Below are 20,896 nucleotides of genomic sequence, written 5' to 3'. Positions count from 1 at the left end.
CGCCCCTGACCGGCCCACCCCAGCCCGGAGGCACCATGGTCGACCCGACCGCTCTGCTCGCGGATCTCGCCGCCGAGTCCGACCAGCTCGACGCCCTCGTCAGCGGGCTACCGGCCGAGGACTGGGCCCGACAGACCCCCGCGCCCGGCTGGACGGTGGCCCACCAGATCGCCCACCTGGCCTGGACCGATCACGTCGCCGGGCTCGCCGCCACCGACCCGGACGCCTTCTACGCCTCCGTCCTCGCCGCACCCGACCCGGCCCGGCTGGTCGACGACGGGGCCGAGTCCTTCCTCGCCCCGCCCGCCGACCTGCTGACCCGCTGGCGGGACGGCCGGGCCGCGCTCGCCGCGGCCCTCGCCGCCGCCCCACCCGGTGAGAAGCTGCCCTGGTACGGGACCCGCATGTCACCCGCCTCGATGACCACCGCCCGGATCATGGAGACCTGGGCGCACGGCGAGGACGTCGCCGACGCGCTCGGCGTCACCCGTACCCCGACCGCCCGCCTGCGGCACGTCGCCCACCTCGGCTTCCGTACCCTCGGGCACGGCTTCGCCGCGCACGGCCGGGCGGTGCCGGCGGACCCGGTCCGGGTCGAACTCACCGCGCCCCCGGGCGCCGACGGTCCCCTCTGGACCTTCGGGCCGAGGGAGGCGACCGACCGGGTGACCGGTCCGGCGCTCGACTTCTGCCTGCTGGTCACCCAGCGACGGCACCGCGCCGACCTGGCGCTGACCGCGACCGGCCCGACCGCCGACGCGTGGCTGGACGTCGCCCAGGCGTTCGCCGGGCCGCCCGGTGCGGGCCGCGAGGCGGCCACCGGCAGTACGGGGACCCGGGCATGAGCGGCGTGCTGCGCGTCGGCAACGCCTCCGGCTTCTACGGCGACCGCTCCTCCGCCTGGCGGGAGATGCTCGACGGCGGCGAACTGGACGTGCTGACCGGGGACTACCTGGCCGAGCTGACCATGCTGATCCTCGGCCGGGACCGGCTGCGCGACCCGGGACTCGGCTATGCGAAGACCTTCCTCCGCCAGCTCGAAGGCTGCCTCGGCACCGCCCTCGACCGGGGGGTGCGGATCGTGACCAACGCCGGCGGGCTCAACCCGGCCGGCCTGGCCGCCGCGATCGGGTCGCTCGCCGACCGGCTCGGCCTCACCGTCCGCATCGGGTACGTCGAGGGCGACGCCCTCCAACGTCCCGACGCGCTCACCGCCAACGCCTACCTCGGCGCGTTCGGCATCGCGGCCTGCCTCGACGCGGGGGCGGACGTGGTGGTCACCGGCCGGGTCACCGACGCCTCGCTGGCGGTCGGGCCGGCCATCGCCCGCTTCGGCTGGGGGCGGGACGACCTGGACGCGCTGGCCGGGGCGACCGTCGCCGGGCACCTGATCGAGTGCGGTGCGCAGGTCACCGGCGGCAACTTCAGCTTCTTCACCGAGCTGCCCGACGGCGGCCACCGGCCCGGCTTCCCGATCACCGAGCTGCACCCGGACGGCTCGTCGGTGCTCACCAAGCACCCCGGCACCGGCGGCGCGGTCACCGTGGAGACCGTCACCGCCCAGCTCCTCTACGAGGTGGGCGGCCCGGCCTACCTGGGGCCGGACGTGGTGAGCCGGCTGGACACGGTGACCCTGACCCCGGACGGGCCGGACCGGGTACGCGTCTCCGGTGTCCGGGGCACCCCGCCACCGGACACCCTCAAGGTGGGCGTCAACAACCTCGGCGGCTTCCGTAACGCGATGACGTTCGTGCTCTGCGGGCTGGACATCCCGGCCAAGGCGGCCCTGGTCCGGGGCCAGGTCGAGGCGGCGGTCGGCACGGAGGGGCTGGAGTTCACGTTGGCCCGTACCGACCATCCGGACGCGACGGAGACCGAGGCGGCGAGCGCGCTGCTGCACGTACACCTGCGCGACGGTGACAAGGCGCGGGCCGGGCGGGCCTTCTCGGCGGCGGCGGTGGAGCTGGCGCTGGCCTCCTACCCGGGCTGCACGCTGACCACGTTGCCCGGCGACGCCACCCCGTACGGCGTCTTCACCGCCGACGCCGTGCCGCAGGACGCCGTCGCGCACGTCGCGGTGCTGCCCGACGGCGTGCGGGTGCCGATCCCCCCGCCGACGAGGACCGCGCGGGTGGCCCCGGCGGAACCGGAGACGTCGACCGGGGTCGCGGAGCCGCCGACGACCCGCCGGGGGCCGCTCGGTGAGCTGGTCGGGGCGCGCTCCGGCGACAAGGGCGGGGACGCCAACCTGGGCGTCTGGGCGCGCACCGACGCGACCTGGGCCTGGCTGCGCGGCTGGCTCACCGTCGAGCGGCTGGCCGAACTGCTGCCGGAGACCCGGACCCTGACCGTGGAACGCCACGAGCTGCCGAACCTGCGGGCGGTCAACTTCGTGCTCCACGGGCTGCTCGGGCAGGGGGTGGCCGCCTCCACCCGCTTTGACCCGCAGGCCAAGGCGCTCGGCGAGCTGCTCCGCTCCCGCGTGGTGGACCTGCCGGCCGACCTCATCCCCGGAGCTGCGTCGTGAGCATCGTGGACACCCCGGAGCGGCGGCAGCTCCGCGAGCTGACCCGGGCCTTCGTGACGAAGGAGGTGCTGCCGCACCTGGCCGACTGGGAACGCGCCGGCGAGGTGCCCCGGTCGCTGCACGAGACGGCGGCGAAGATCGGGCTGCTCGGCGTCGGCTTCCCCGAGTCGGTCGGCGGCAGCGGCGGCGACCTGCTCGACTCGATCGTCGTCACCGAGGAGATCATCCGCTCGGGCGGCTCGTCCGGGCTGGTGGCGGCGCTCTTCACGCACGGCATCGCGCTGCCGCACATGGTCGCCGCCGCCGGTGCCCGGACGGGTGGCTCGCTCGGCCGTCGGCTCGGCGCCGGGTCGGCCCCGGGCGACGACGACCTGGTCGACCGGTACGTCCGCCCGACGCTCGCCGGCACCATGATCGGCGCGCTGGCGATCACCGAGCCGGACGGCGGTTCGGACGTGGCCGCGATCCGCACCACCGCCCGCCGGGACGGCGACCACTACGTGGTGAACGGGTCGAAGACCTACATCACCAGCGGGCTGCGGGCCGACTTCGTGACGACCGCCGTCTGCACCGACTTCCCCGGCAGCGGGGAACTCAGCCTGCTGGTGATCGAGAAGGGCACCCCCGGCTTCACCGTCGGGCGGCGGCTGGAGAAGCTCGGCTGGCACTGCTCGGACACCACCGAGCTCTCCTTCGTCGACGTACGGGTGCCGGTGGCGAACCGGATCGGCGCGGAGAACACCGGCTTCCTGGCGATCATGCAGCAGTTCCCGGCCGAGCGCCTCTCCCTCGCCACGCAGGCGTACGCGACCGCGCAGCGCTGCGTCGAGCTGGCCACCCGCTGGTGCCGGGACCGGTCCACGTTCGGCCGGCCCCTCGCGAGCCGGCAGCTGGTCCGGCACCGGCTCGCCGAGATGCACACCCGGGCCGAGGCCGCCCGGGCGTACGTGCACGACGTGGCCGAGCGGGTGGCCGCGGGCGAGCCGGTGGTGACCGAGGTGGCGATGGCGAAGAACGTCGCGGTGGCCGCCTGCGACCACGTGGTCGACGCGGCCCTGCAACTGCACGGCGGCTTCGGCTACCTGCGCGACGCCGAGGTGGAACGGCACTACCGCGACGCCCGGATCCTGAGCATCGGCGGCGGCACCACCGAGATCATGAACGAGATCATCGCGAAGGGCATGGGCTTGTGAGTGCGCGGAGTGAGTCGGGTCTGCGAGCCCCGCAGTCACGAACGGAGGCACCTCTGTGACCACCTTGGACAGTGCGATCGACCCGGCCGCACCGGCCTTCCGCGCCAACCGGGAGGCGCTGCTGGAACGCCTCGCCGAGCTGGACGCCGCGCTCGGCCAGGCCCGGGCCGGCGGTGGCGATAAGTACGTCAGCCGGCACCACAAACGCGGCAAGCTGCTCCCCCGGGAGCGGATCGAGCTGCTGCTCGACCAGGACAGCCCCTTCCTGGAGCTGTCGTCGCTGGCCGCGTACGGGACGGACTTCCCGGTCGGGGCCAGCACGGTGACCGGCATCGGCGTGGTCGAGGGCGTGGAGTGCCTGATCGTCGCCAACGACCCGACGGTACGCGGTGGGGCGATCAACCCCTGGTCGCTGGCGAAGACCCGACGGGCCGGGGAGATCGCCCTGGCCAACCGGCTGCCGATGGTGAACCTGGTCGAGTCGGCCGGCGCCGACCTGCCCACCCAGGCGGAGATCTTCATCCCGGGCGGCCGGGTGTTCCGTGACCTGACCCGGCTCTCCGCGGCGAAGATCCCCACGGTCAGCGTGGTCTTCGGCAACGCCACCGCCGGGGGCGCGTACGTGCCGGGGATGTCCGACTTCACCATCATGATCCGGGACCGGTCGCAGGTCTATCTGGCCGGCCCGCCGCTGGTGAGGATGGCCACCGGCGAGGTCACCGACGACGAGTCGCTGGGCGGCGCGGCGATGCACGCCTCGAAGTCCGGCCTGGCCGACTTCCTCGCCGAGGACGAGCGGGACGGCATCCGGCTGGCCCGGCAGTGCGTCCGGCGGCTCAACTGGCGCAAGCAGGGCCCGCCCCCGCGCAACCCGGTCCCCCAGCCACCGAAGTACGACCCGGAGGAGCTGCTCGGCATCGCCAGCGCCGACCTGAAGGTGCCGTTCGACCCGCGCGAGGTCCTCGCCCGGGTGCTGGACGGCAGCGAGTTCGACGAGTTCAAGCCGAGCTACGGCACCGCGCTGGTCACCGGCTGGGGCGAGCTGCACGGTTACCCGGTCGGCGTGCTCGCCAACGCCCGGGGCGTGCTGTTCAGCGAGGAGGCGCAGAAGGCGGCCCAGTTCATCCAGCTCGCCAACGCCGCCGACACCCCGCTGGTCTTCCTCCAGAACACCACCGGCTACATGGTCGGCACCGAGTACGAGCAGCGCGGCATCATCAAGCACGGCGCGCTGATGATCAACGCGGTGTCGAACTCCCGGGTGCCGCACCTGACGGTGAACCTGGGCGCCTCCTACGGCGCCGGCAACTACGGCATGTGCGGCCGGGCGTACGAGCCGAGGTTCCTCTTCACCTGGCCGAACGCCAAGTCGGCGGTGATGGGGCCGGCGCAGCTCGCCGGGGTGCTGTCGATCGTCGCCCGGCAGGCCGCCGCCGCCCGGGGGCGGGACTACGACGAGGACTCCGACGCCGCGATGCGGATGATGGTCGAGCAGCAGATCGAGTCGCAGTCCGGGGCGCTCGTCCTCTCCGGTCGGCTCTACGACGACGGGGTGATCGACCCCCGGGACACCCGTACCGTCCTCGGGCTCTGCCTGTCGGCGATCCACAACGGACCGGTGGAGGGCGCCGAGGGCTTCGGCGTCTTCCGGATGTGAGGGGTTCACCTGTGATCACCAGACTGCTCGTCGCGAACCGGGGAGAGATCGCCCGCCGGGTCTTCGCCACCTGCCGGGCACTCGGCGTGGAGACGGTCGCCGTGTACTCCGACGCCGACGCCGACGCGCCCTTCGTCGCCGACGCCGACCTGGCCGTCCGGCTGCCCGGGAACACGCCCGCCGAGACGTACCTGAAGATCGACCTGGTCCTGGACGCGGCCCGCAAGGCCGGCGCGGACGCCGTCCACCCGGGTTACGGCTTCCTCGCCGAGAACGCCGACTTCGCGGCGGCGGTGACCGACGCCGGCCTGACCTGGGTGGGGCCGCCCGCCAAGGCGATCGCCGCGATGGGCGACAAGATGGCCGCCAAGGCGCTGCTCGCCGAGGCGGGTGTGCCGATGCTGCCGACCTGGACCGACGCCGACGCGATCACCGACTTCCCGGTGCTGGTCAAGGCGTCCGCCGGGGGTGGCGGGCGCGGCATGCGGATCGTCCGGGACGCCGCCGGGCTGGCCGAGGCCGTCGCCTCCGCGCGCCGCGAGGCGGCCGCCGCGTTCGGCGACGGCACGGTCTTCATCGAGCGGTACGTCGAGCGCGGCCGGCACGTCGAGGTGCAGATCTTCGGCGACGCCTGCGGCACCGTGGTCGCGCTCGGCGAGCGGGACTGCTCGATCCAGCGCCGGCACCAGAAGATCGTCGAGGAGGCGCCCGCGGTCGTCGTGCCGGAGCTGCGGCGACGGTTGCACGAGGCGGCCGTCGCCGCCGGCCGGGCGGTCGACTACCTGGGCGCGGGGACGGTGGAGTTCCTGCTCGCCCCGACCGGGGAGTTCTTCTTCCTGGAGATGAACACCCGGCTCCAGGTGGAGCACCCGGTCACCGAGGCGGTCACCGGCCTGGACCTGGTCCGGCTGCAACTCCTCGTCGCCGAGGGCGAGCCGCTGCCGCTGGCGGCGACCCCACCGACCGACGGTCACGCCATCGAGGTACGCCTCTGCGCGGAGGACCCCGCGCAGGGCTTCCGCCCGGCCACCGGCACCCTGCACCGGTTCGCGGTCCCCGGGGTGGCCGGCGCGTTCGCCCCGACGAAGGGGCTGCGACTGGACTCCGGGGTCGTGGACGGCTCGGTGGTGAGCGTCCACTACGACTCGATGCTGGCCAAACTGGTCGCCTGGGCGCCGACCCGCGCCGAGGCGGCCCGGGCCCTCGCGGGCGCGCTGGCCCGGTCCGAGTTCCACGGCGTCGCCACCAACCGGGACCTGCTGGTCCGGGTGCTGCGCAGCCCCGAGTTCGCGGCCGTCGAGATCGACACCGGCTTCCTGGAGCGGCACGACGAGGTCTTCACCCCGCTGCTGGCCGTCGAGTCGGTCCCACTGGCGGCCCTGGCCGCCGCGCTGGCCGGCGCCGCCGGGCGTCGGGCGTCCGTCCCGGTGCTGGCCGGGCTCCCGTCGGGCTGGCGGAACGTGCCGGCGTTCCCGCAGGTCACCCGCTTCACCGGGCCCGACGGCGAGGTCGAGGTGCGGTACCGGTTGGACCGTACCGGTGGGCTCGCCGAGTGGTCGACCTCGACCGGGAGCCGGCCGGGGACGGCGGACCACGCCGCTCCGCCGGGCGACACCGCCGACGGAACACCGGCCGTGGGGCTGGTCGAGGCCACCCCCGACCGGGTGGTGCTGGACGTGGCCGGGGTGCGGCGGCTGTTCCGCGTACGCCGGGCGGGGTCGATGGTCTTCGTGGACGGCCCGGACGGGGCGGCGGCCCTCACCGAGCTGCCGCGCTTCCCACTGCCCACCGCGGAGCTGGCCGCCGGGTCGCTGCTCGCGCCGCTGCCCGGCGCGGTGACCCGGGTGCACGTCGAGGTCGGTCAGCGGGTCGCCGCCGGTGAGCTGCTGCTGACCCTGGAAGCGATGAAGCTCGAACACCCCGTGCTCGCCCCGGCCGACGGCGTGGTCGCCGACCTGCCGGTGCCAGCCGGCAGCCAGGTCGACACGGGTGCCGTGCTGGCCGTGGTCACCACCGAGGAGGACACCCCGTGAACTTCGACCTCACCCCCGAGCAGGACCAGCTCCGCGACGCCGTCCGCGCGCTGGGCCGCAGGTACGGCCACTCCTACTTCGTCGAGAAGGCCAAGTCCGGCGAACACACCACCGAGCTGTGGCACGAGGCCGGTCGGCTCGGCTACCTCGGCGTCAACATCCCCACCGAGTACGGCGGCGGGGGCGGCGGCATCACCGAGCTGGCCCTGGTCTGCGAGGAGCTGGCCGCGGCCGGCTGCCCGCTGCTGCTGCTCGTGGTCTCCCCGGCGATCGCCGCCACGGTGATCAACAAGCACGGCACCGAGGAACAGCGCAAACGGCACCTGCCCGGCCTCGCCGACGGCTCCCAGAAGATCGTCTTCGCGATCACCGAGCCGGACGCCGGCTCGAACTTCCACCGGCTCGGCACGGTGGCCCGCCGCGACGGCGACGACTGGCTGCTCTCCGGTCGCAAGGTCTACATCTCCGGGGTGGACGAGGCGGACCACGTGCTAGTGGTGGCCCGCACCGAGGACTCCTCCACCGGCAAGCTGAAGCCGGCGCTGTTCATCGTGCCGACCGACGCGCCGGGCCTGGAGAAGTCCCGGCTGGACATGGAGATCCTCTCCCCGGAGAACCAGTTCCTGCTCTTCCTGGACGACGTGCGGCTGCCGGCTGACGCACTGGTCGGCGAGTCCCTCGACGCCGGCCTTCCGGCGCTCTTCGCCGGCCTCAACCCGGAGCGGATCACGGTCGCCGCGATGGGTGCCGGCACCGGCCGGTACGCCATCGAGCGGGCCAGCGGGTACACCGCCACCCGCAAGGTCTGGGGTGGCCGGAGCATCGGCTCCCACCAGGGCGTGGCGCATCCGCTGGCACACGCGGCGGTGCAGGTGGAACTGGCCCGCCTGATGATCCACAAGGCGGCCACCCTCTACGACGCGGGACGCGACCTGGAGGCCGGCGTCGCCGGCAACATGGCCAAGTACGCGGCCGGCGAGGCCGCCGCGCTCGCCGTGGACACCGCCGTCCAGGCGCTCGGCGGGGCCGGCATGACCACCGAGTACGGGGTGGCGACCCTGCTCGGCGCGGTGCGCGCCGGGCGGATCGCCCCGGTCAGCCGGGAGATGATCCTCAACTTCGTCGCCCAGCACGTCCTCGGCCAGGACAAGTCCTACTGAGGCGGGGAGACTCCACCGTCGGGTGACCGGGCTCCGTCCCTGCGGCTCCCGGTCCCGGACCTCTCGGCCGTCCGGCCGGAGGTGGGCGCGTCGGGCGGCGGCCACGTCACCGAGACCAGCATCGCCTGGTAGGCGTCGAGTTCACCGCTGACGGCGTCGGTCAGGCAGCGGTCGTCGCCTGCGGCGATCCAGGAGGCGAAGCCGTCGTAGTAGGCGCGTACTCCCAGGTCGGCCAGAACGGCAGCCTGACGCGCGTCACCCAGCCGTGCCGCCAGTGCCTGGTGGAGCGCCTGGGTGATGGCGGAGCGTTTGAAGACGGCGCGTTCGCGCAGCTCAGCGCTGGAGGACAGGATCGCGTCGAGCTGGCGGCAGGTCTCGCGCTGCTGTCCGGCGTGCCCGGCGCACAGCGCGAGGACGCCGGCCCGGAGGGCCTGGAACGGGGTGCTGCCCGGACCCGCGCTCTCGACGCCCTCGACGGCCAGTGCGACGAGCGGCTCCTGGCCCTGGAACAGGATCTCGCGCTTGTCGGTGAAGTGGCGGAAGAGCGTGGTCTTCGTCAGGCCCGCGCGCTCGGCGATCTGGGCCGCCGTCGTGGCCTCGTAGCCCGCTTCCGAGAACAGCTCGATCGCGGCCTGCAGGAGTCTGCCGCTCGCGTTCGGCTCCCATCGGCCCATGGTGAGCATCCTACGTGATGTGACTCGGACCCATCACCGTGTAGGGTGATGTGACCGAGTAACATGACTTGTGTTCCATGTGCAGGAGCGTGGAACGGCGCCGCAACCCGAGGAGAACCACCATGCACGTGTTCGTCACCGGTGCGTCCGGCTGGATCGGGACAGCTCTGACGAAGGAGCTGGTCGCGGCTGGCCACCGGGTCGTCGGCCTGGCGCGCTCCGAGCCGTCCGCTCAGAAGATCACCGCTGCGGGCGGCACCGCCGTCCGCGGCGACATGCACGACCACGGTCTGCTGGTCACCGAGGCCGAGAAGGCCGACGCCGTCGCGCATCTGGCGTTCACGCTCGACTTCGCCGAGTTCGAGGAGACCGTCGAGAACGAGGTGGAGGTGATCGACAAGATCGGTGCGGTCTACGAGGGCACCGGAAAGGCCTTCATCGCCGCGTCCGGCACCCCGATCCTGGCGGGACACGTGGCGACCGAGGACGACCACCTGGACCCCACCGGCCCGGCCGGCGCCCGGGCCCGGACCGCGGCTGCCGTCCTGGCCCTGTCGCGCCGCGGCATCCGATCCGGGCTGGTGCGGATGCCGCGCTCCGTCCACGGCCAGAACGACCGGAACGGCCTGATCGCGATGCTGGTGGGCCTCGACCGTCAGCTCGGTACGGCCGCCTATGTCGGCGATGGCGAAAACCGCTGGCCGGCCGTGCACATCGGGGACGCCGCCCGACTCTTCCTGCTCGCCCTGGAGAAGGCACCCGCGGGCTCGGTCCTGCACGCGGTCGGCGAGGAAGGCGTGCCCATGCGTGCCGTCGCCGAGGTCATCGCGGCGAAGACCGGCCTTCCCGCCGCAGCCGTCGACCCGGCTCAGCTGGGTGTGTTCGGGGCGCTGCTGGCTGGGGACCAACCCGCTTCGAGCAGGGCGACCCGCGCCCTGGTGGGTTGGGCACCGGTCGGCCCGACGCTCCTCGACGACCTGGAGGCCGGCCACTACACCTCATGACGCCCTCGGTCCACGCCGGCCGGTGGACACCGCCGAGGAGGTCACGAACCTCATCCGACTCGGCAAGGGGTACGGCGGGCGACCCGATCGCCCGCCGTACCCCGGGGTCCGTCAGCGGACGGTCAGCGTGCCGGTCACCGGGAGCGGGGCGACCACGGGCGGCAGCCGCTTCGGCTCGCCCCGGCGCGGTTCACCGGCCCGGGCCAGGGCGCTCTTGGACGCCTCCGCCCGCGCGGTGGCGGGCTCCTCCACGAACGGCTGCGCGTCACCGACGCACCGGATGCCCTTCGCCGGCAGCACCCCCCTCAGCAGGTACGCGTCCACGGCCCCGGTCACGCAGGCCGAGGTGCCGTACGCGGTGTGCCCCCAGCTGTCGCTGCTGATCAGGCGGCTGTTCGGCAGCAGCGCCGCCGAGCCGACCGCACCCTGGTAGTTGGTCGCCGGGTCCCAGTAGTTGCCGACCACCAGCACTGGGGCGCTGGTCCGCCGGTTGAACGGGCCCAGGTAGGCGTCCTCGTCCCGCACGGTCCAGGTGTTCCGGGCACAGGGCGCGGTGCCCCAGGCCCAGGCCCGACCGAAGTACGGGGCCCGCTTGTCCTCCCGGGCGACCAGCGCCGGCCAGGCCGCCGCGTCCTTCGGGTGGAAGCCGTCGGTGCAGTCCACCGCCAGGAAGGTCTCCAGCCCGTTGTCGTACGGGAAGTCGTAGCCGCGCTGCTGCCGGGCCTTCGCGGCGCGCTGCGCGACGGCGGTACGCGCCTTCGCCCGGTCCGCCGACGCGGCGGCCGGGTCGGTCAGCACCAGCAGTTCCTCGGTGAGCCCGACGACCTGCTGCCAGCCGTACGGGTCGTAGAGCGCGCCCAGGGTGGCGCCGACGAAGTCGGCGTAGCTGACGGTGAACTGCCCCAGGTCGGGGTCGTCCACCACGAGCGTCTTCTTCCGCAGCCGCTTCGCGACCAGCTCGTACGTGGCGACCGGGTCACCGGCGGCCAGGGAGCACTTCTCGGTGCCGGCCTCGGCGCAGCGCACCAGGATCTCGTGCAGCGCCTTGTACGCGCCGTCCGCGCTGCGCAGCCGGGTCTCCTGGAGCTGGTTGCGGGCCCGCCCCTGGCCGACCCAGGCGTTCGGGTTGAGCACGCCGTCGACGACGAGGGCGCGGACCCGGTCCGGGAACATGTTGGCGTAGTACTGGCCGAGCGCGGTGCCGTAGCTGAAGCCGAGGTAGCTGAGCTTCGGGTCACCGACCGCGCGGCGCAGCACGTCCATGTCGCGGGCCACCTCGGCGGTGGAGGCCGCCCCGGTCAGCGGCTTGCCGCTGGTCGAGCAGGCCCGGCCCACCGCCTTCGACGACGCGACGTACGCCTTCTCCTCGGCCTTCGTCCACGGGAAGGCGACGTTCAGCCCGGCGTACGCCTTGGTCTGCTCCTTCACCGTCGGGAAGCACTTCACGTTGTCGCTGGCGGCGATGCCGCGCGGGTCGACACCGACGATGTCGAACCGGTCCAGCAGGTCGTCGCCGAGGAAGTACGGCGCGGCGAGGGCGATGTCGGTGCCGGAGCCGCCCGGGCCGCCCGGGTTCACGAAGAGGCTGCCGATCCGGTGCCGCTGGTCGCGGGCCCGGACCCGGAGCACCGCCACCTCGGTGGTGGCGCCCTTCGGGTTGTCGTAGTCGAGCGGCAGCCGGACGGTGGCGCACTCGGCGTAGTCGTAGCAGCCGTACCAGTCGAGCTTGGGGGTCGGCACGCTGTCGACGCGCCGGGCCTCGACCGGGCTGGTCCGGTCCGAGGTGGACGGTTGCGCCGGGCCGGCGAGGGTCGGCGCCGCGACGGCGGGCGTGACCGCCGATCCGGCCAGGACGATACCGGCGATCCCTGTTGCGGCCAGGGACCGGAGTGAACGTGGCATGTGGATGCCTTCCGGTGGGGAACGGGGTACGTCGAGGAGACCTCGACCTCCGTCACTCTAGGGACCGCGGGCCAGGAAACCGGGTCGCCAAACGCCCGCCAAAGCGACAAATTGCCGATCGATGTAACGAAATTTTCATGATCGACGCTTCTCAGGCTCTTTCCGAGCGTGCGGGCAGGTGTCGGACCCCCGTCAGGTCCGGCGGTTGACAGCGCGGTGACCTACGCCATGCTTGTCGGGTGAGCTCGTTCCCCAAGCCCGACGCGCGCTTCCGGGCCGCCGCCGCGACACTGGCCGCGGCCACCCTGCTGGTGACGCTGCTGATCTGGCGGCCGGCGGGAATCCTGGCAGTGGTGCTGGCCCTCGTCCTCGTGCTGCTCACCATGACGGCGGGCGTGGCCGTGACCGCGGCCCGGGAGAACCCCCGCACCACGCCGACCCCGGCCAACCCACCCGGCCAGCCGATCCCCGCCGACTACGGAGTGGACGCCGACACGCTGGAGGCGCTGGACCCCCGTGCGGTGCGCGACCGACGCGGGCGCGGACTCGACGCGGACACGCTGGAGACGCTCGACCCGCGGCAGGTCCAGGACTGGCGGTCGGTGAACGGCGTCAGCGACCGGTGAGGGTCGGCGCGGCGAGCGCGTCCACGCCCCGCCCCGCCAGGCAACGGTAGGTGCGGTCGGCATCCGTCCCCGACGGCGGCAGCACCTCCAGGTTCCAGCCGGTCGCCTGACGGATGCCGCTGGTGAGCCGGAACGTGCGGACGTTGCAGAGCGTCCGCACGGTCGGATCGGCACTGACCCGGGTGTGCCCCGCGCCGACCAGCGCCACCGGCAGCTCGCCCTCGGCGTACGTCTCCCAGGTGTGCCGGCCGTCGCAGGAGATCCGCGTCGCCTCCGCGTGGTCGCGGCGTAGCCGCACCGGCCCGAAGCACTCCAGCTCGGGCACGCAGTGCCCGCCCGCCGGCAGGATCAGGTCACCGTCGGCCGAGCAGCCCGACAGCGCCCGCGGCCCGATCGGGTCGACGATCGCGCTGGCCACCGGCGTCGGCGACACCACCTGCGGCGCACCGCCGGCCAGCCACGCCCCGGCGCTCGCCGAGGCGGCGAGCGCCAGCACACCGGCACCACCCAGGAACCAGCGCCGCCGCCAGCGACGCTGCGGAGTCGCCACGGTGGGATGGCCGTCGTCGACCGGCGGGCGCGGCCCCGGCTGACCCGCCCAGCCGTACGGGCCGGTGGTGCTCTCCCCCCAGGTCGGCCCCCCGCTGACCGGGTCGCCGGAGACGGGCGCGCCGCTGACCGGGGCCGGCCCCGGGTCCAGCGGGAGCGCGGCGAGCAGCCCGCGCAGCTCCACGGCGGACGGCCGTTCGCCCGGGTCGTTGGACATCCCGGCGCGGAGCACGTCGATCAGCTCCTCCGGCACGCCGGGCAGCCCGGGGATCGGCTGGTGGAACATCTCCAGCACGGTCACCAGGCTGGGACTGCGCTCCGACTGCCAGCGCGGCGGCCGGCCGTGCATCACCGCGTAGAGGGTGGCGCAGAGGGCGTAGACGTCGACCGCGGGCGACGGCGGGCTGTGGCTGAACATCTCCGGCGGCGCGTACGCCGGGGTGAGCACCTCCAGGGTCACCGAGGCGTCCCGCACCTCGGCCAGCACCGCCAGCCCGAAGTCGGCCAGCACCGCCGGGTTGAAGTGCGAGTGGAGGATGTTCGCCGGCTTCACGTCCCGGTGCAGCACCCCGGCCGCGTGCGAGTGGGCCAGCGCGTCGGCGATCTTGACGCCCAGGTCGCGGGCCTCCGCCGGGCCCAGCGGCGAGGTGCGCATCCGCTCGGCGTACGAGCCGTCGCAGAGCTCCATGATCAGATAGGGGTGCTGGTCGACGGTGACCCCGACGTCGAAGAGGTCCACCACGTGCGGGTGGGACGACATCTTGCCGGCCGCCCGCGCCTCGCGCAGGAACCGGGCCTGGTCCCGTTCACTGTCCAGGGTGCGGTTCTCGACCTTGACCGCGACCTCCCGCCCGACGGAGATCTGGGTGGCCCGGTAGACGGTGGCGTAGCCGCCCCGGGCGAAGACCTCCAGATCGGTCAGACCGGGCACGATGGGCAACCGCAGGGCGCCGGGCGGGGTGTCGGTCACGACTCGAAAATACCCGTCTGCACCGTCGGCTCAGCGGGCCGGATCAGCCATCGCGGCGCCACCTGCGGCATCGTCCACCCCGACCGGTCCGGCCGACGGGCCGGCGTCGGGTGTCGTCGACGCGGCGTGCCGGGCGTCCCAGCGGAGGGCGACCGCCGTGGCGACCGCGCCCAGCCCCTCCCACGCGGCCACCCCGAAGAACCGGTCCGGGGCGATGTCGGAGAGCACCGCGATGCTGAAGACGGTGAAGGTGACCAGCCGGAACACCACCGTGAAACGGTAGAACGACCGCCACTCCGTCGCCGCGGAGAGCAGGTAGTAGACGCCCATGTTGAACGAGGCCATCGAGGACGCGGTGAGGAACGTGCCGGTGTAGTCCCCGGCGGCGCGGCGGGCCGGCACCTCGAAGCCGAGCAGCCGCAGCTGCGCCTCCGGCCAGATCAGCCCGAGCGCCCCCAGCAGCAACGCCAGGACGCCGAAGACGGCCATCGTCCAGCCGGCGCCGGAGCGCGGCAGCCTCATTCGTCCTCCCCCACCCGAGCCGTCCCGACGGACGGCCTCCCCTCACCTCAGCCCACACGCTAGCCGTCACCTCCGACGCCCACATCCCCGGAACCGCCAGACCTGACGGCACCGGGCCGGGGATCAGGGGTGCGCGAGACCGGCACGGAGCGCGTCGGCGACGGCCCGCTCGCTGCGCTGCTCCGTCGCGTACGCCAGGCGGACCGCCTCGTCCGCGCTGGCCAGCGCCTCGACGGGACGGCCACAGGCGGCCAGCGTCTCGGCCAGCACCATGGCCGCGATCACCTGGCTGCGAACGTCCTCGGCGGGGGCGGCGACCGCCCGTTGCGCCCAGTCCAGCGCCTGCTCCGGCCGGCCGTGGGCGAGCAGCGCGGACGCGTACCGGGCCATCGTCTGGCGGCGGGAGAAGAGCAGCGACGGGGTGTTCGCGGCGGTGGTGGCGACCGGGGCCAGCAGCCCCACCGCGGTCGCCGCGTCACCGGCGGCGAGCCGGGCCATGGCGAGCAGCACCCGGGGTGCCACCTGCGCCGGGGCCTGCGGGTTGTGCGGCTCGACGGTGGTCAGCACCGCGCGGGCGTCCCGCTCGGCGGTGTCGCAGTCGCCCATGTCCAGCGCCACGAAACCGCGCAACGTGCCGGCCATCCCGGTCAGCAGCGGGTGGGACGTCCGCTCGGCGAACCCGAGGGCGTCGGTGAGCAGGTCGGCGGCGTGCTCCGGCTCGCCCAGCCCGCGCGCCACCACCCCCCGCACCACCAGGGCGAAGCCCTGCCCCCAGTCGTCGGAGACCTCGGCGAACTCCCGGTACGCCTGGCGCGCCCCCCGGTCCGCCTCGGCCAGCTCGCCCAGTTCGGCGGTGGCGTACGCCTCGACCGCCCGCAGCGTGCCCACCGCCCACGCCTCGCCGACCCGCTCGCCGAACGGGAGGAAGACCTTCGCCATCCGGCAGGCCTCCTTCAGCCGGCCGGCGAGCAGCCGGGCGAACGCCGTGGTGCCGCGCAGCCAGGCCCGCCCGTACGGGTCCTTCAGCTCGGCGAAGAGCCGGGCGGCCCGGCCCAGCACCGCGTCGGTGCCGGCGAAGTCGCCCCGGGTGGTGGTCACCCAGGCCAGGTTCTGCAACGACCAGGCCTGCCCGCGCGGGTCCTTCGCCGAGAGGCTGACCTGATAGGAGGCGGCGAGCCGGCTGCTCGCCTGACCCAGCCGGCCGGCGATGAAGTCGGCCATCCCGAGCCGGCGCATCGCCGAGGCCCGCAGCGTGGGCAGCTCACCGTCGGTGGCCACCTGCAACGCCTCCTGCCAGCAGCGTTCCGCCCGCGCCTGGTCGCCGAGGGTCTGGTGGGCCTGCCCGGCGAGCAGCAGGGCACTGACCCGGGTGGCGGCGTCACCGGCGTTGGCGGCGATCTTCTCGGCGGAGGCGAGCGCGTCGGCCGGGCGGCCGATCTGCAGCAGCGCCCGCGCGTGCACCACCCGGTCGGCCGGCGGTACGCCGTCGCGGGCCAGCTCGGCCGCGCGTTCGGCGTACTCGACGGCCAGGGCCGGCTCCCCGGCGCGCATCGAGCGGCGGGCGGCCCGGCCGAGGGCAGCGACGCCGAGCGGGGCGACCGCGCGGGCCGGCGCGTCCGGGCGGAGCTTCACCGCGTCGGCGAGGGCGGCGGCCCGCTCGACGTGCTCGGCGACGAAGTCGTCCCGGGCCGTCTCGGTGAAGCCGCCGACGGTGCCCGCGTCGACGCTCTCCGGCGCGGCCCAGCGGGCCAGGGCGGCGTGCCGCTCGGCCAGCTCGGCCTTGCTCACCCCGGCGTACGCCGCCTCCCGCATCAGCGGGGTGGCGAAGGCGTACCCGGTGCGGGTGCGGTGCAGCATCCGACGTTGCAGCAGCTCCTCCACGGCCCGGTCCAGCTCGACCGCGACCACCGCCCCCGGCCGGCCGTCCCGCCCGGCACGTTGGTCGCGGAGCGCCTCCAGTGCGCCCGCCGGCACGGTGTCGCCGACCACGGCGGCGTCCCGCAGCACCGAACGGGCGTCCACCGGCAGCGCGTCGATCCGCGCCGCGAGCACGGCGGCCAGGTCCCGGGAGAGCAGCCGGCTGCCCAGCGAGCCGGGCACCAGCCGCCAGCCGACGTCGGCACCCCGACCCGGGCCGGCGGTCAGCGCCCCGCGCTCCATCAGCAGGGTGACCAGTTCGGCGAGATAGAACGGGTTGCCCTGAGCGGTGGCGAGCAGCCGATCGGCGTCGGCCTGCGGCAGTCGACCGCCGCCCAGATAGCTGGTGAGCAGCCGGGCGGCGTCCGCGCCGCGCAGCGGCGGCAGCGCGTGCACCTCGGCGTCCGCGAGCCGGGTCAGCGCGCCCGCCGTACGCACCAGCTCGGGGCGGCCGAGCAGCAGCACCAGCACCGGGCCGCTGAGCCGGTTGAGCGTCAGGGCGAGCGCCTTGACGGTCTCGGCGGTCGCGTCGTGCAGGTCGTCCACGACGATGACCAGTGGCGCCTCCACGGCGAGCGCGCTGAGCAGCTCGGCCACCGCGTTCGGCACCGCCTCGGCGTCCGGCGGCGGGGCGGCCACGTTCCACTCGCCGTTCTCGGCGGCGGCGGGGAGTTCGGCGTACCCGAGCAGGGCCAGGAGCTGGTCGGTGGCGAGCGGCGGCAGGTCGCCGGGGAGCCGGCCGAGGCGCTGGCCGAGCCGGCGCAGCCGCTCCTCCACGGCCGGTCGGGTCAGCGCGGTGGCGGCGTCGTTGGGCAGGCCGACCGCCGCCCGGACCAGGTCGGCGAGGGGGGCGAGGCGGCGGCGTTCACCGAACGCCGCGCAGCGTACGGAGAGCACCCGGGCGCCGGTGTGTGCGGCGTACCGGCCGGCACCCACGTCGTAGCCGGCGGCGAGGCGCTCCACCTCGGCGGCGAAGCGGGACTTGCCGATCCCCGCCTCGGCGGTCATCAGCAGCACCCGGGGCTCGCCCCGGTCGATCACCTCGGCGAGCCGGCCGGCGACCCGCCCGATCTCGGTCTCCCGGCCCACGTAGGGCGCCTCGTCGCCGAGCCCGGAGCGGGTGCCCGGCGCGTCCAGCAGACCCAGCAGCTCGTACGCCTCGACCGGCTCGCGCTTGCCCTTGAGTCGCAGCGGACGCAGCGCCCGCCAGGAGGCCACGTGCCGGGTGGCGGCGGAGGTGCGCGCCCCGGCGTAGACGGCGCCGACGGCGGCGGCGTCGGCGAGCCGGGCGGCGGTGTTCACCGTGTCGCCGATGACCGTGTACTCGATGGCGGCCTGGATGCCGGCGATCACGTCGCCGGTGTTGAGGCCGACCCGCAGGCCGAGCGGCGCGCCGCCGCCCCGCTCGTCGTCGAGCACCCGGCGGACCGCCCGCTGCATGGACAGCGCGGCCCGGACGGCGCGTTCCGCGTCGTCCTCGTGCGCGACCGGCGCACCGAAGACCGCCATGATCCCGTCGCCGGTGAGCTTGTCGACGTGCCCGCCGAAGGTCTTCACGGCGCCGGCGAGGGCGGCGAGCACCCGGTCGGTGACCGCGCCGACCCGTTCCGGGTCGAGGTCCTCCGACCAGGAGGTGAAGTCGGAGAGGTCGCCGAAGAGCACGGTGACCACCCGCCGCTCGGCGGCGGGCAGGGTGGCGGCGGCCGGCAGGGCCGCGCCGCAGTTGTGGCAGAACCGCGCGCCGGGGACGGCGACGGTTCCGCAGACCGGGCAGGTCACGCCTGCTCCAACCCGCCGGCCCCGGGGCCGGATTCCCGCTCGTCGACGCCGAGATGGGCGAGCTGCGCCCGGACCGACATCTCGGCCGCCCACCAGAGGGACCGGTCCACGTCGGCATAGATCCGGGCGACCACGTCGGGCGCGTCGGTGACACCCTCGGCGACCACCTGCCGGACCTGGTCGAGCCGGGCCCGGCGGTGGGCGAGATAGAAGTCGGCCGCCGCGCCGCAGTCGGCCAGCGCCGGGCCGTGCCCCGGCAGCGCCGGGATCCCCCGGTACGCCGAGAGCAGCTCCAGGCTGGTCAGGTAGTCACCGAGGTGGCCGTCCGGATGGGCGACGACGGTGGTGCCCCGGCCGAGGATGGTGTCCCCGGTGAGCACCACCCGCTCGTCGCCGTGCCCGACCAGGAAGCAGACCGAGTCGGCGGTGTGGCCGGGGGTGTTCACCAGCCGGAGGTCGAGACCGGCGGCGTCGAGCGGGGTGTCCGCGGTCAGCGGCCCGGCGCCGACGGAGTGCGCGGGGTCGACGGCGAGCACCGGCGTCCCGCCGAGCAGCTCGTGCAGGCGGGCGGAGCCCTCGGTGTGGTCGGGATGGCCGTGGGTGATCAGGACCAGTCCGACCGGCCCGTGCGCCGCGATCGCGGCCAGGTGTTCCTCGTGCGCCGGCCCCGGATCGACCACCACGGCCGGCGCACCGGGGGCCGTCCGCAGCACCCAGGTGTTGGTGCCGTCGAGGGTCATCGGCCCCGGGTTCGGTGCCCGCAGCAGCGTGACCCACCCCGGCACCTCGTCGGCCAGCGCCCCTGCCGCTCCCGTCACACGCCCGCCCATGGCAGCGATCGTACGACCCCGCCCGCCACTCCCCGCGATCTTGCAGCCCGGGCCACTGATTCGTGCCCGTTCACGGCTTTCGCCGCGACGGCCGGGCGCAGGACCGCGGGGGACGGGACGTCAGCCGACCTCGACGATGACCTCGACCTCGACCGGGGCGTCCAGCGGCAGCTCCGCCACGCCGACGGCGCTGCGGGCGTGCCGGCCGGCCTCACCGAAGACGGCGCCGAAGAGGTCCGAGGCGCCGTTGATGACGCCCGGCTGGCCGGTGAAGCCCGGCGCGCTGGCGACGAAGCCGGTCAGCTTCACGATCTTGACGACGTTCTCCAGGCCGACGAGCGAGTCGATCGCCGCCATGGCGTTCAGCGCGCACCGCTCGGCCAGGTCCTTCGCCTGCTCGGCGGAGACGCCCGCGCCGACCTTGCCGGTGGCGAGGAGCTTCCCCTCGGCCATCGGCAGCTGGCCGGAGACGTAGACGTGCTGGCCGGACTGGACGGCCGGCACGTAGCTGGCCACCGGCGGCACCACCTCGGGCAGGCTCAGACCCAGCTCGGCGAGCTTCGCGTGCGGTCCGTTGCTCATGCCGCCTCCTCGCTTCGCTCGGCGGCGGCATGAGGCACCCGTGCACTGAGCCCGATGATTCGCTCGCTGCGCTCGCTCATGCCTTCGGCCGCTTCAGGTAGGCGACGAGCTGCTCCGGGTTCGGACCGGGGACCACGGAGACCAGCTCCCAGCCGTCCTCGCCCCAGTTGTCGAGGATCTGCTTGGTCGCGTGGACCAGCAGCGGGACCGTGGCGTATTCCCACTTCTGCATCGGTGGCGGGCTTCCTCTCCTGGCATGGACTGTTCAGGCACAGCCTACGGTCCGTCAGGACGAGTGGGGCGCGGGACGCTGCTCGGGCGTCACGGGCGTCACGGGCGGCTCCGGCGTCGCCGGCAGCTCGCCGCAGGGGCCCTCGTGGCCGTACCGCTGCGGGCAGCGGCTGCGGTCGGGCAGCAGCAGGTCGCAGAAGACCCGGTGCCGGTTGTTCTGGTCGTCGGCGGTCGAGACGGTGGTCTCGCCGGCGTCCAGCTCGTTCAGGAAGCCGAGCGAGACGGCCACCGTGCCGGCCAGTGCGGTGGCGGCGGCCAGATCGGCCACCCGGACCGGCAGGTGGATGACGTACCCCGGGTCCTCGTCGTCCCGGCCGCGCTCGCCGGGGCGGATCAGCGTGCGGATCACCTCGGCCGACTCGACGCAGCGGCGGTACGACCGCTCGTTGAACGGCAGGCCGCTCCCCGGGCCCTCGCCCTCACCGGGTCGCCCGGCCCGGTCTCCCGCCGGGAACTGGGCTCGGGGAATGTTCTCCGCGTCGCGCATACGTCGCCTCCGGGCGTCTTACCTGGTCAGAGTCACCACCGTCCGGCTCGGACTCCCCGCCCGGTCCGGCCCCCGCATCGCGACGAACGTAGGACCCGGCGCCGGTCCCGGCAACGGGACGCGCACGCCTGATGACCTTGAGTCACATATGCGACACATGCCTCGTCCGGAAGGTGACAACCTGCTCACGTCC

17 protein-coding genes are annotated in these 20,896 nt (G+C 74.4%); 8 read left to right on the top strand and 9 right to left on the bottom strand.

Features of this window, described 5'->3' with window-relative positions:
• Positions 1-35 precede the first annotated feature (35 nt).
• The 6 genes from ABUL08_RS25110 to ABUL08_RS25085 are packed head-to-tail and all read left to right on the top strand — an operon-like array spanning position 36 to position 8,570.
• Entirely contained in the window at positions 36-845 is an 810-nt protein-coding gene (locus ABUL08_RS25110) for a TIGR03084 family metal-binding protein (RefSeq protein WP_350932438.1), read from the top strand.
• Complete coding sequence (locus ABUL08_RS25105) at positions 842-2,527, top strand: acyclic terpene utilization AtuA family protein (RefSeq protein WP_350932437.1); 1,686 nt, start codon at positions 842-844, stop codon at positions 2,525-2,527. The genes ABUL08_RS25110 and ABUL08_RS25105 overlap by 4 nt, the downstream gene beginning before the upstream one ends.
• Positions 2,524-3,720 (top strand): acyl-CoA dehydrogenase family protein, encoded by a 1,197-nt coding sequence (locus ABUL08_RS25100; protein WP_350932436.1) that lies wholly within the window; start codon positions 2,524-2,526, stop codon positions 3,718-3,720. Before ABUL08_RS25105 ends, ABUL08_RS25100 begins: the two co-directional genes overlap by 4 nt.
• Before the next feature lie 55 nt (positions 3,721-3,775).
• Positions 3,776-5,377: an acyl-CoA carboxylase subunit beta gene (locus ABUL08_RS25095; protein WP_350932435.1), complete on the top strand. Its 1,602-nt coding sequence runs from the start codon at positions 3,776-3,778 to the stop codon at positions 5,375-5,377.
• Between the two features lie 11 nt (positions 5,378-5,388).
• On the top strand, positions 5,389-7,410 hold the full coding sequence (locus ABUL08_RS25090; protein WP_350932434.1) for an ATP-binding protein: 2,022 nt from the start codon (positions 5,389-5,391) through the stop codon (positions 7,408-7,410).
• Complete coding sequence (locus ABUL08_RS25085; RefSeq protein WP_350932432.1) at positions 7,407-8,570, top strand: acyl-CoA dehydrogenase family protein; 1,164 nt, start codon at positions 7,407-7,409, stop codon at positions 8,568-8,570. Before ABUL08_RS25090 ends, ABUL08_RS25085 begins: the two co-directional genes overlap by 4 nt.
• Here the strand turns inward: ABUL08_RS25085 and ABUL08_RS25080 are convergent.
• Positions 8,564-9,244, bottom strand: a complete 681-nt coding sequence (locus tag ABUL08_RS25080; RefSeq protein WP_350932431.1) for a TetR/AcrR family transcriptional regulator — start codon at positions 9,242-9,244, stop codon at positions 8,564-8,566. The two genes, ABUL08_RS25085 and ABUL08_RS25080, sit on opposite strands and share 7 nt — an antisense overlap.
• Positions 9,245-9,366: 122 nt before the next feature.
• Between ABUL08_RS25080 and ABUL08_RS25075 the strand changes: the two genes are divergently transcribed.
• Entirely contained in the window at positions 9,367-10,248 is an 882-nt protein-coding gene (locus ABUL08_RS25075) for an NAD-dependent epimerase/dehydratase family protein (protein ID WP_350932430.1), read from the top strand.
• A gap of 111 nt (positions 10,249-10,359) precedes the next feature.
• On the opposite strand, the gene ABUL08_RS25070 is transcribed toward ABUL08_RS25075, so the two are convergent.
• On the bottom strand, positions 10,360-12,150 hold the full coding sequence (locus ABUL08_RS25070) for an alpha/beta hydrolase (RefSeq protein WP_350932429.1): 1,791 nt from the start codon (positions 12,148-12,150) through the stop codon (positions 10,360-10,362).
• Positions 12,151-12,389: 239 nt separating this feature from the next.
• Between ABUL08_RS25070 and ABUL08_RS25065 the strand changes: the two genes are divergently transcribed.
• Complete coding sequence (locus tag ABUL08_RS25065) at positions 12,390-12,776, top strand: hypothetical protein (protein ID WP_350932428.1); 387 nt, start codon at positions 12,390-12,392, stop codon at positions 12,774-12,776.
• Here the strand turns inward: ABUL08_RS25065 and ABUL08_RS25060 are convergent.
• From ABUL08_RS25060 to ABUL08_RS25030, 7 genes are all read right to left on the bottom strand, one after another.
• Positions 12,763-14,295, bottom strand: coding sequence for a serine/threonine-protein kinase (locus ABUL08_RS25060; RefSeq protein WP_350932427.1), 1,533 nt, complete (start codon positions 14,293-14,295; stop codon positions 12,763-12,765). The genes ABUL08_RS25065 and ABUL08_RS25060 overlap by 14 nt on opposite strands.
• A gap of 30 nt (positions 14,296-14,325) precedes the next feature.
• Positions 14,326-14,817, bottom strand: coding sequence for a hypothetical protein (locus ABUL08_RS25055; RefSeq protein WP_350932426.1), 492 nt, complete (start codon positions 14,815-14,817; stop codon positions 14,326-14,328).
• Between the two features lie 123 nt (positions 14,818-14,940).
• Positions 14,941-18,513, bottom strand: coding sequence for an adenylate/guanylate cyclase domain-containing protein (locus ABUL08_RS25050; RefSeq protein ID WP_350932425.1), 3,573 nt, complete (start codon positions 18,511-18,513; stop codon positions 14,941-14,943).
• Positions 18,510-19,343, bottom strand: a complete 834-nt coding sequence (locus ABUL08_RS25045; RefSeq protein WP_350932424.1) for an MBL fold metallo-hydrolase — start codon at positions 19,341-19,343, stop codon at positions 18,510-18,512. Before ABUL08_RS25045 ends, ABUL08_RS25050 begins: the two co-directional genes overlap by 4 nt.
• Before the next feature lie 120 nt (positions 19,344-19,463).
• Positions 19,464-19,925, bottom strand: coding sequence for a RidA family protein (locus ABUL08_RS25040; RefSeq protein ID WP_350932423.1), 462 nt, complete (start codon positions 19,923-19,925; stop codon positions 19,464-19,466).
• A gap of 76 nt (positions 19,926-20,001) precedes the next feature.
• On the bottom strand, positions 20,002-20,157 hold the full coding sequence (locus ABUL08_RS25035; RefSeq protein WP_013736319.1) for a DUF4177 domain-containing protein: 156 nt from the start codon (positions 20,155-20,157) through the stop codon (positions 20,002-20,004).
• 54 nt (positions 20,158-20,211) lie between these two features.
• Positions 20,212-20,703 carry a hypothetical protein gene (locus ABUL08_RS25030; RefSeq protein ID WP_350932422.1) on the bottom strand — a complete coding sequence of 164 codons (492 nt, stop codon included), beginning with the start codon at positions 20,701-20,703 and terminating at the stop codon, positions 20,212-20,214.
• Between the last annotated feature and the right edge of the window lie 193 nt (positions 20,704-20,896).

The organism is Micromonospora sp. CCTCC AA 2012012 (assembly GCF_040499845.1).
Classification (GTDB): domain Bacteria; phylum Actinomycetota; class Actinomycetes; order Mycobacteriales; family Micromonosporaceae; genus Micromonospora; species Micromonospora mangrovi.
The sequence above is the reverse complement of the archived record's forward strand: the minus strand, read 5'-3'. Positions and strand labels throughout refer to the sequence as shown.

Bases quoted from the DNA above. Each gene is read 5' to 3' on its own strand.
- ABUL08_RS25110 (WP_350932438.1), top strand. From the start codon at position 36: ATGGTCGACCCGACCGCTCTGCTCGCGGATCTCGCCGCCGAGTCCGAC.
- ABUL08_RS25105 (WP_350932437.1), top strand. From the start codon at position 842: ATGAGCGGCGTGCTGCGCGTCGGCAACGCCTCCGGCTTCTACGGCGAC.
- ABUL08_RS25080 (WP_350932431.1), bottom strand. From the start codon at position 9,244: ATGGGCCGATGGGAGCCGAACGCGAGCGGCAGACTCCTGCAGGCCGCG.
- ABUL08_RS25075 (WP_350932430.1), top strand. From the start codon at position 9,367: ATGCACGTGTTCGTCACCGGTGCGTCCGGCTGGATCGGGACAGCTCTG.
- ABUL08_RS25070 (WP_350932429.1), bottom strand. From the start codon at position 12,150: ATGCCACGTTCACTCCGGTCCCTGGCCGCAACAGGGATCGCCGGTATC.
- ABUL08_RS25055 (WP_350932426.1), bottom strand. From the start codon at position 14,817: ATGAGGCTGCCGCGCTCCGGCGCCGGCTGGACGATGGCCGTCTTCGGC.
- ABUL08_RS25045 (WP_350932424.1), bottom strand. From the start codon at position 19,343: ATGGGCGGGCGTGTGACGGGAGCGGCAGGGGCGCTGGCCGACGAGGTG.
- ABUL08_RS25040 (WP_350932423.1), bottom strand. From the start codon at position 19,925: ATGAGCAACGGACCGCACGCGAAGCTCGCCGAGCTGGGTCTGAGCCTG.
- ABUL08_RS25035 (WP_013736319.1), bottom strand. From the start codon at position 20,157: ATGCAGAAGTGGGAATACGCCACGGTCCCGCTGCTGGTCCACGCGACC.
- ABUL08_RS25030 (WP_350932422.1), bottom strand. From the start codon at position 20,703: ATGCGCGACGCGGAGAACATTCCCCGAGCCCAGTTCCCGGCGGGAGAC.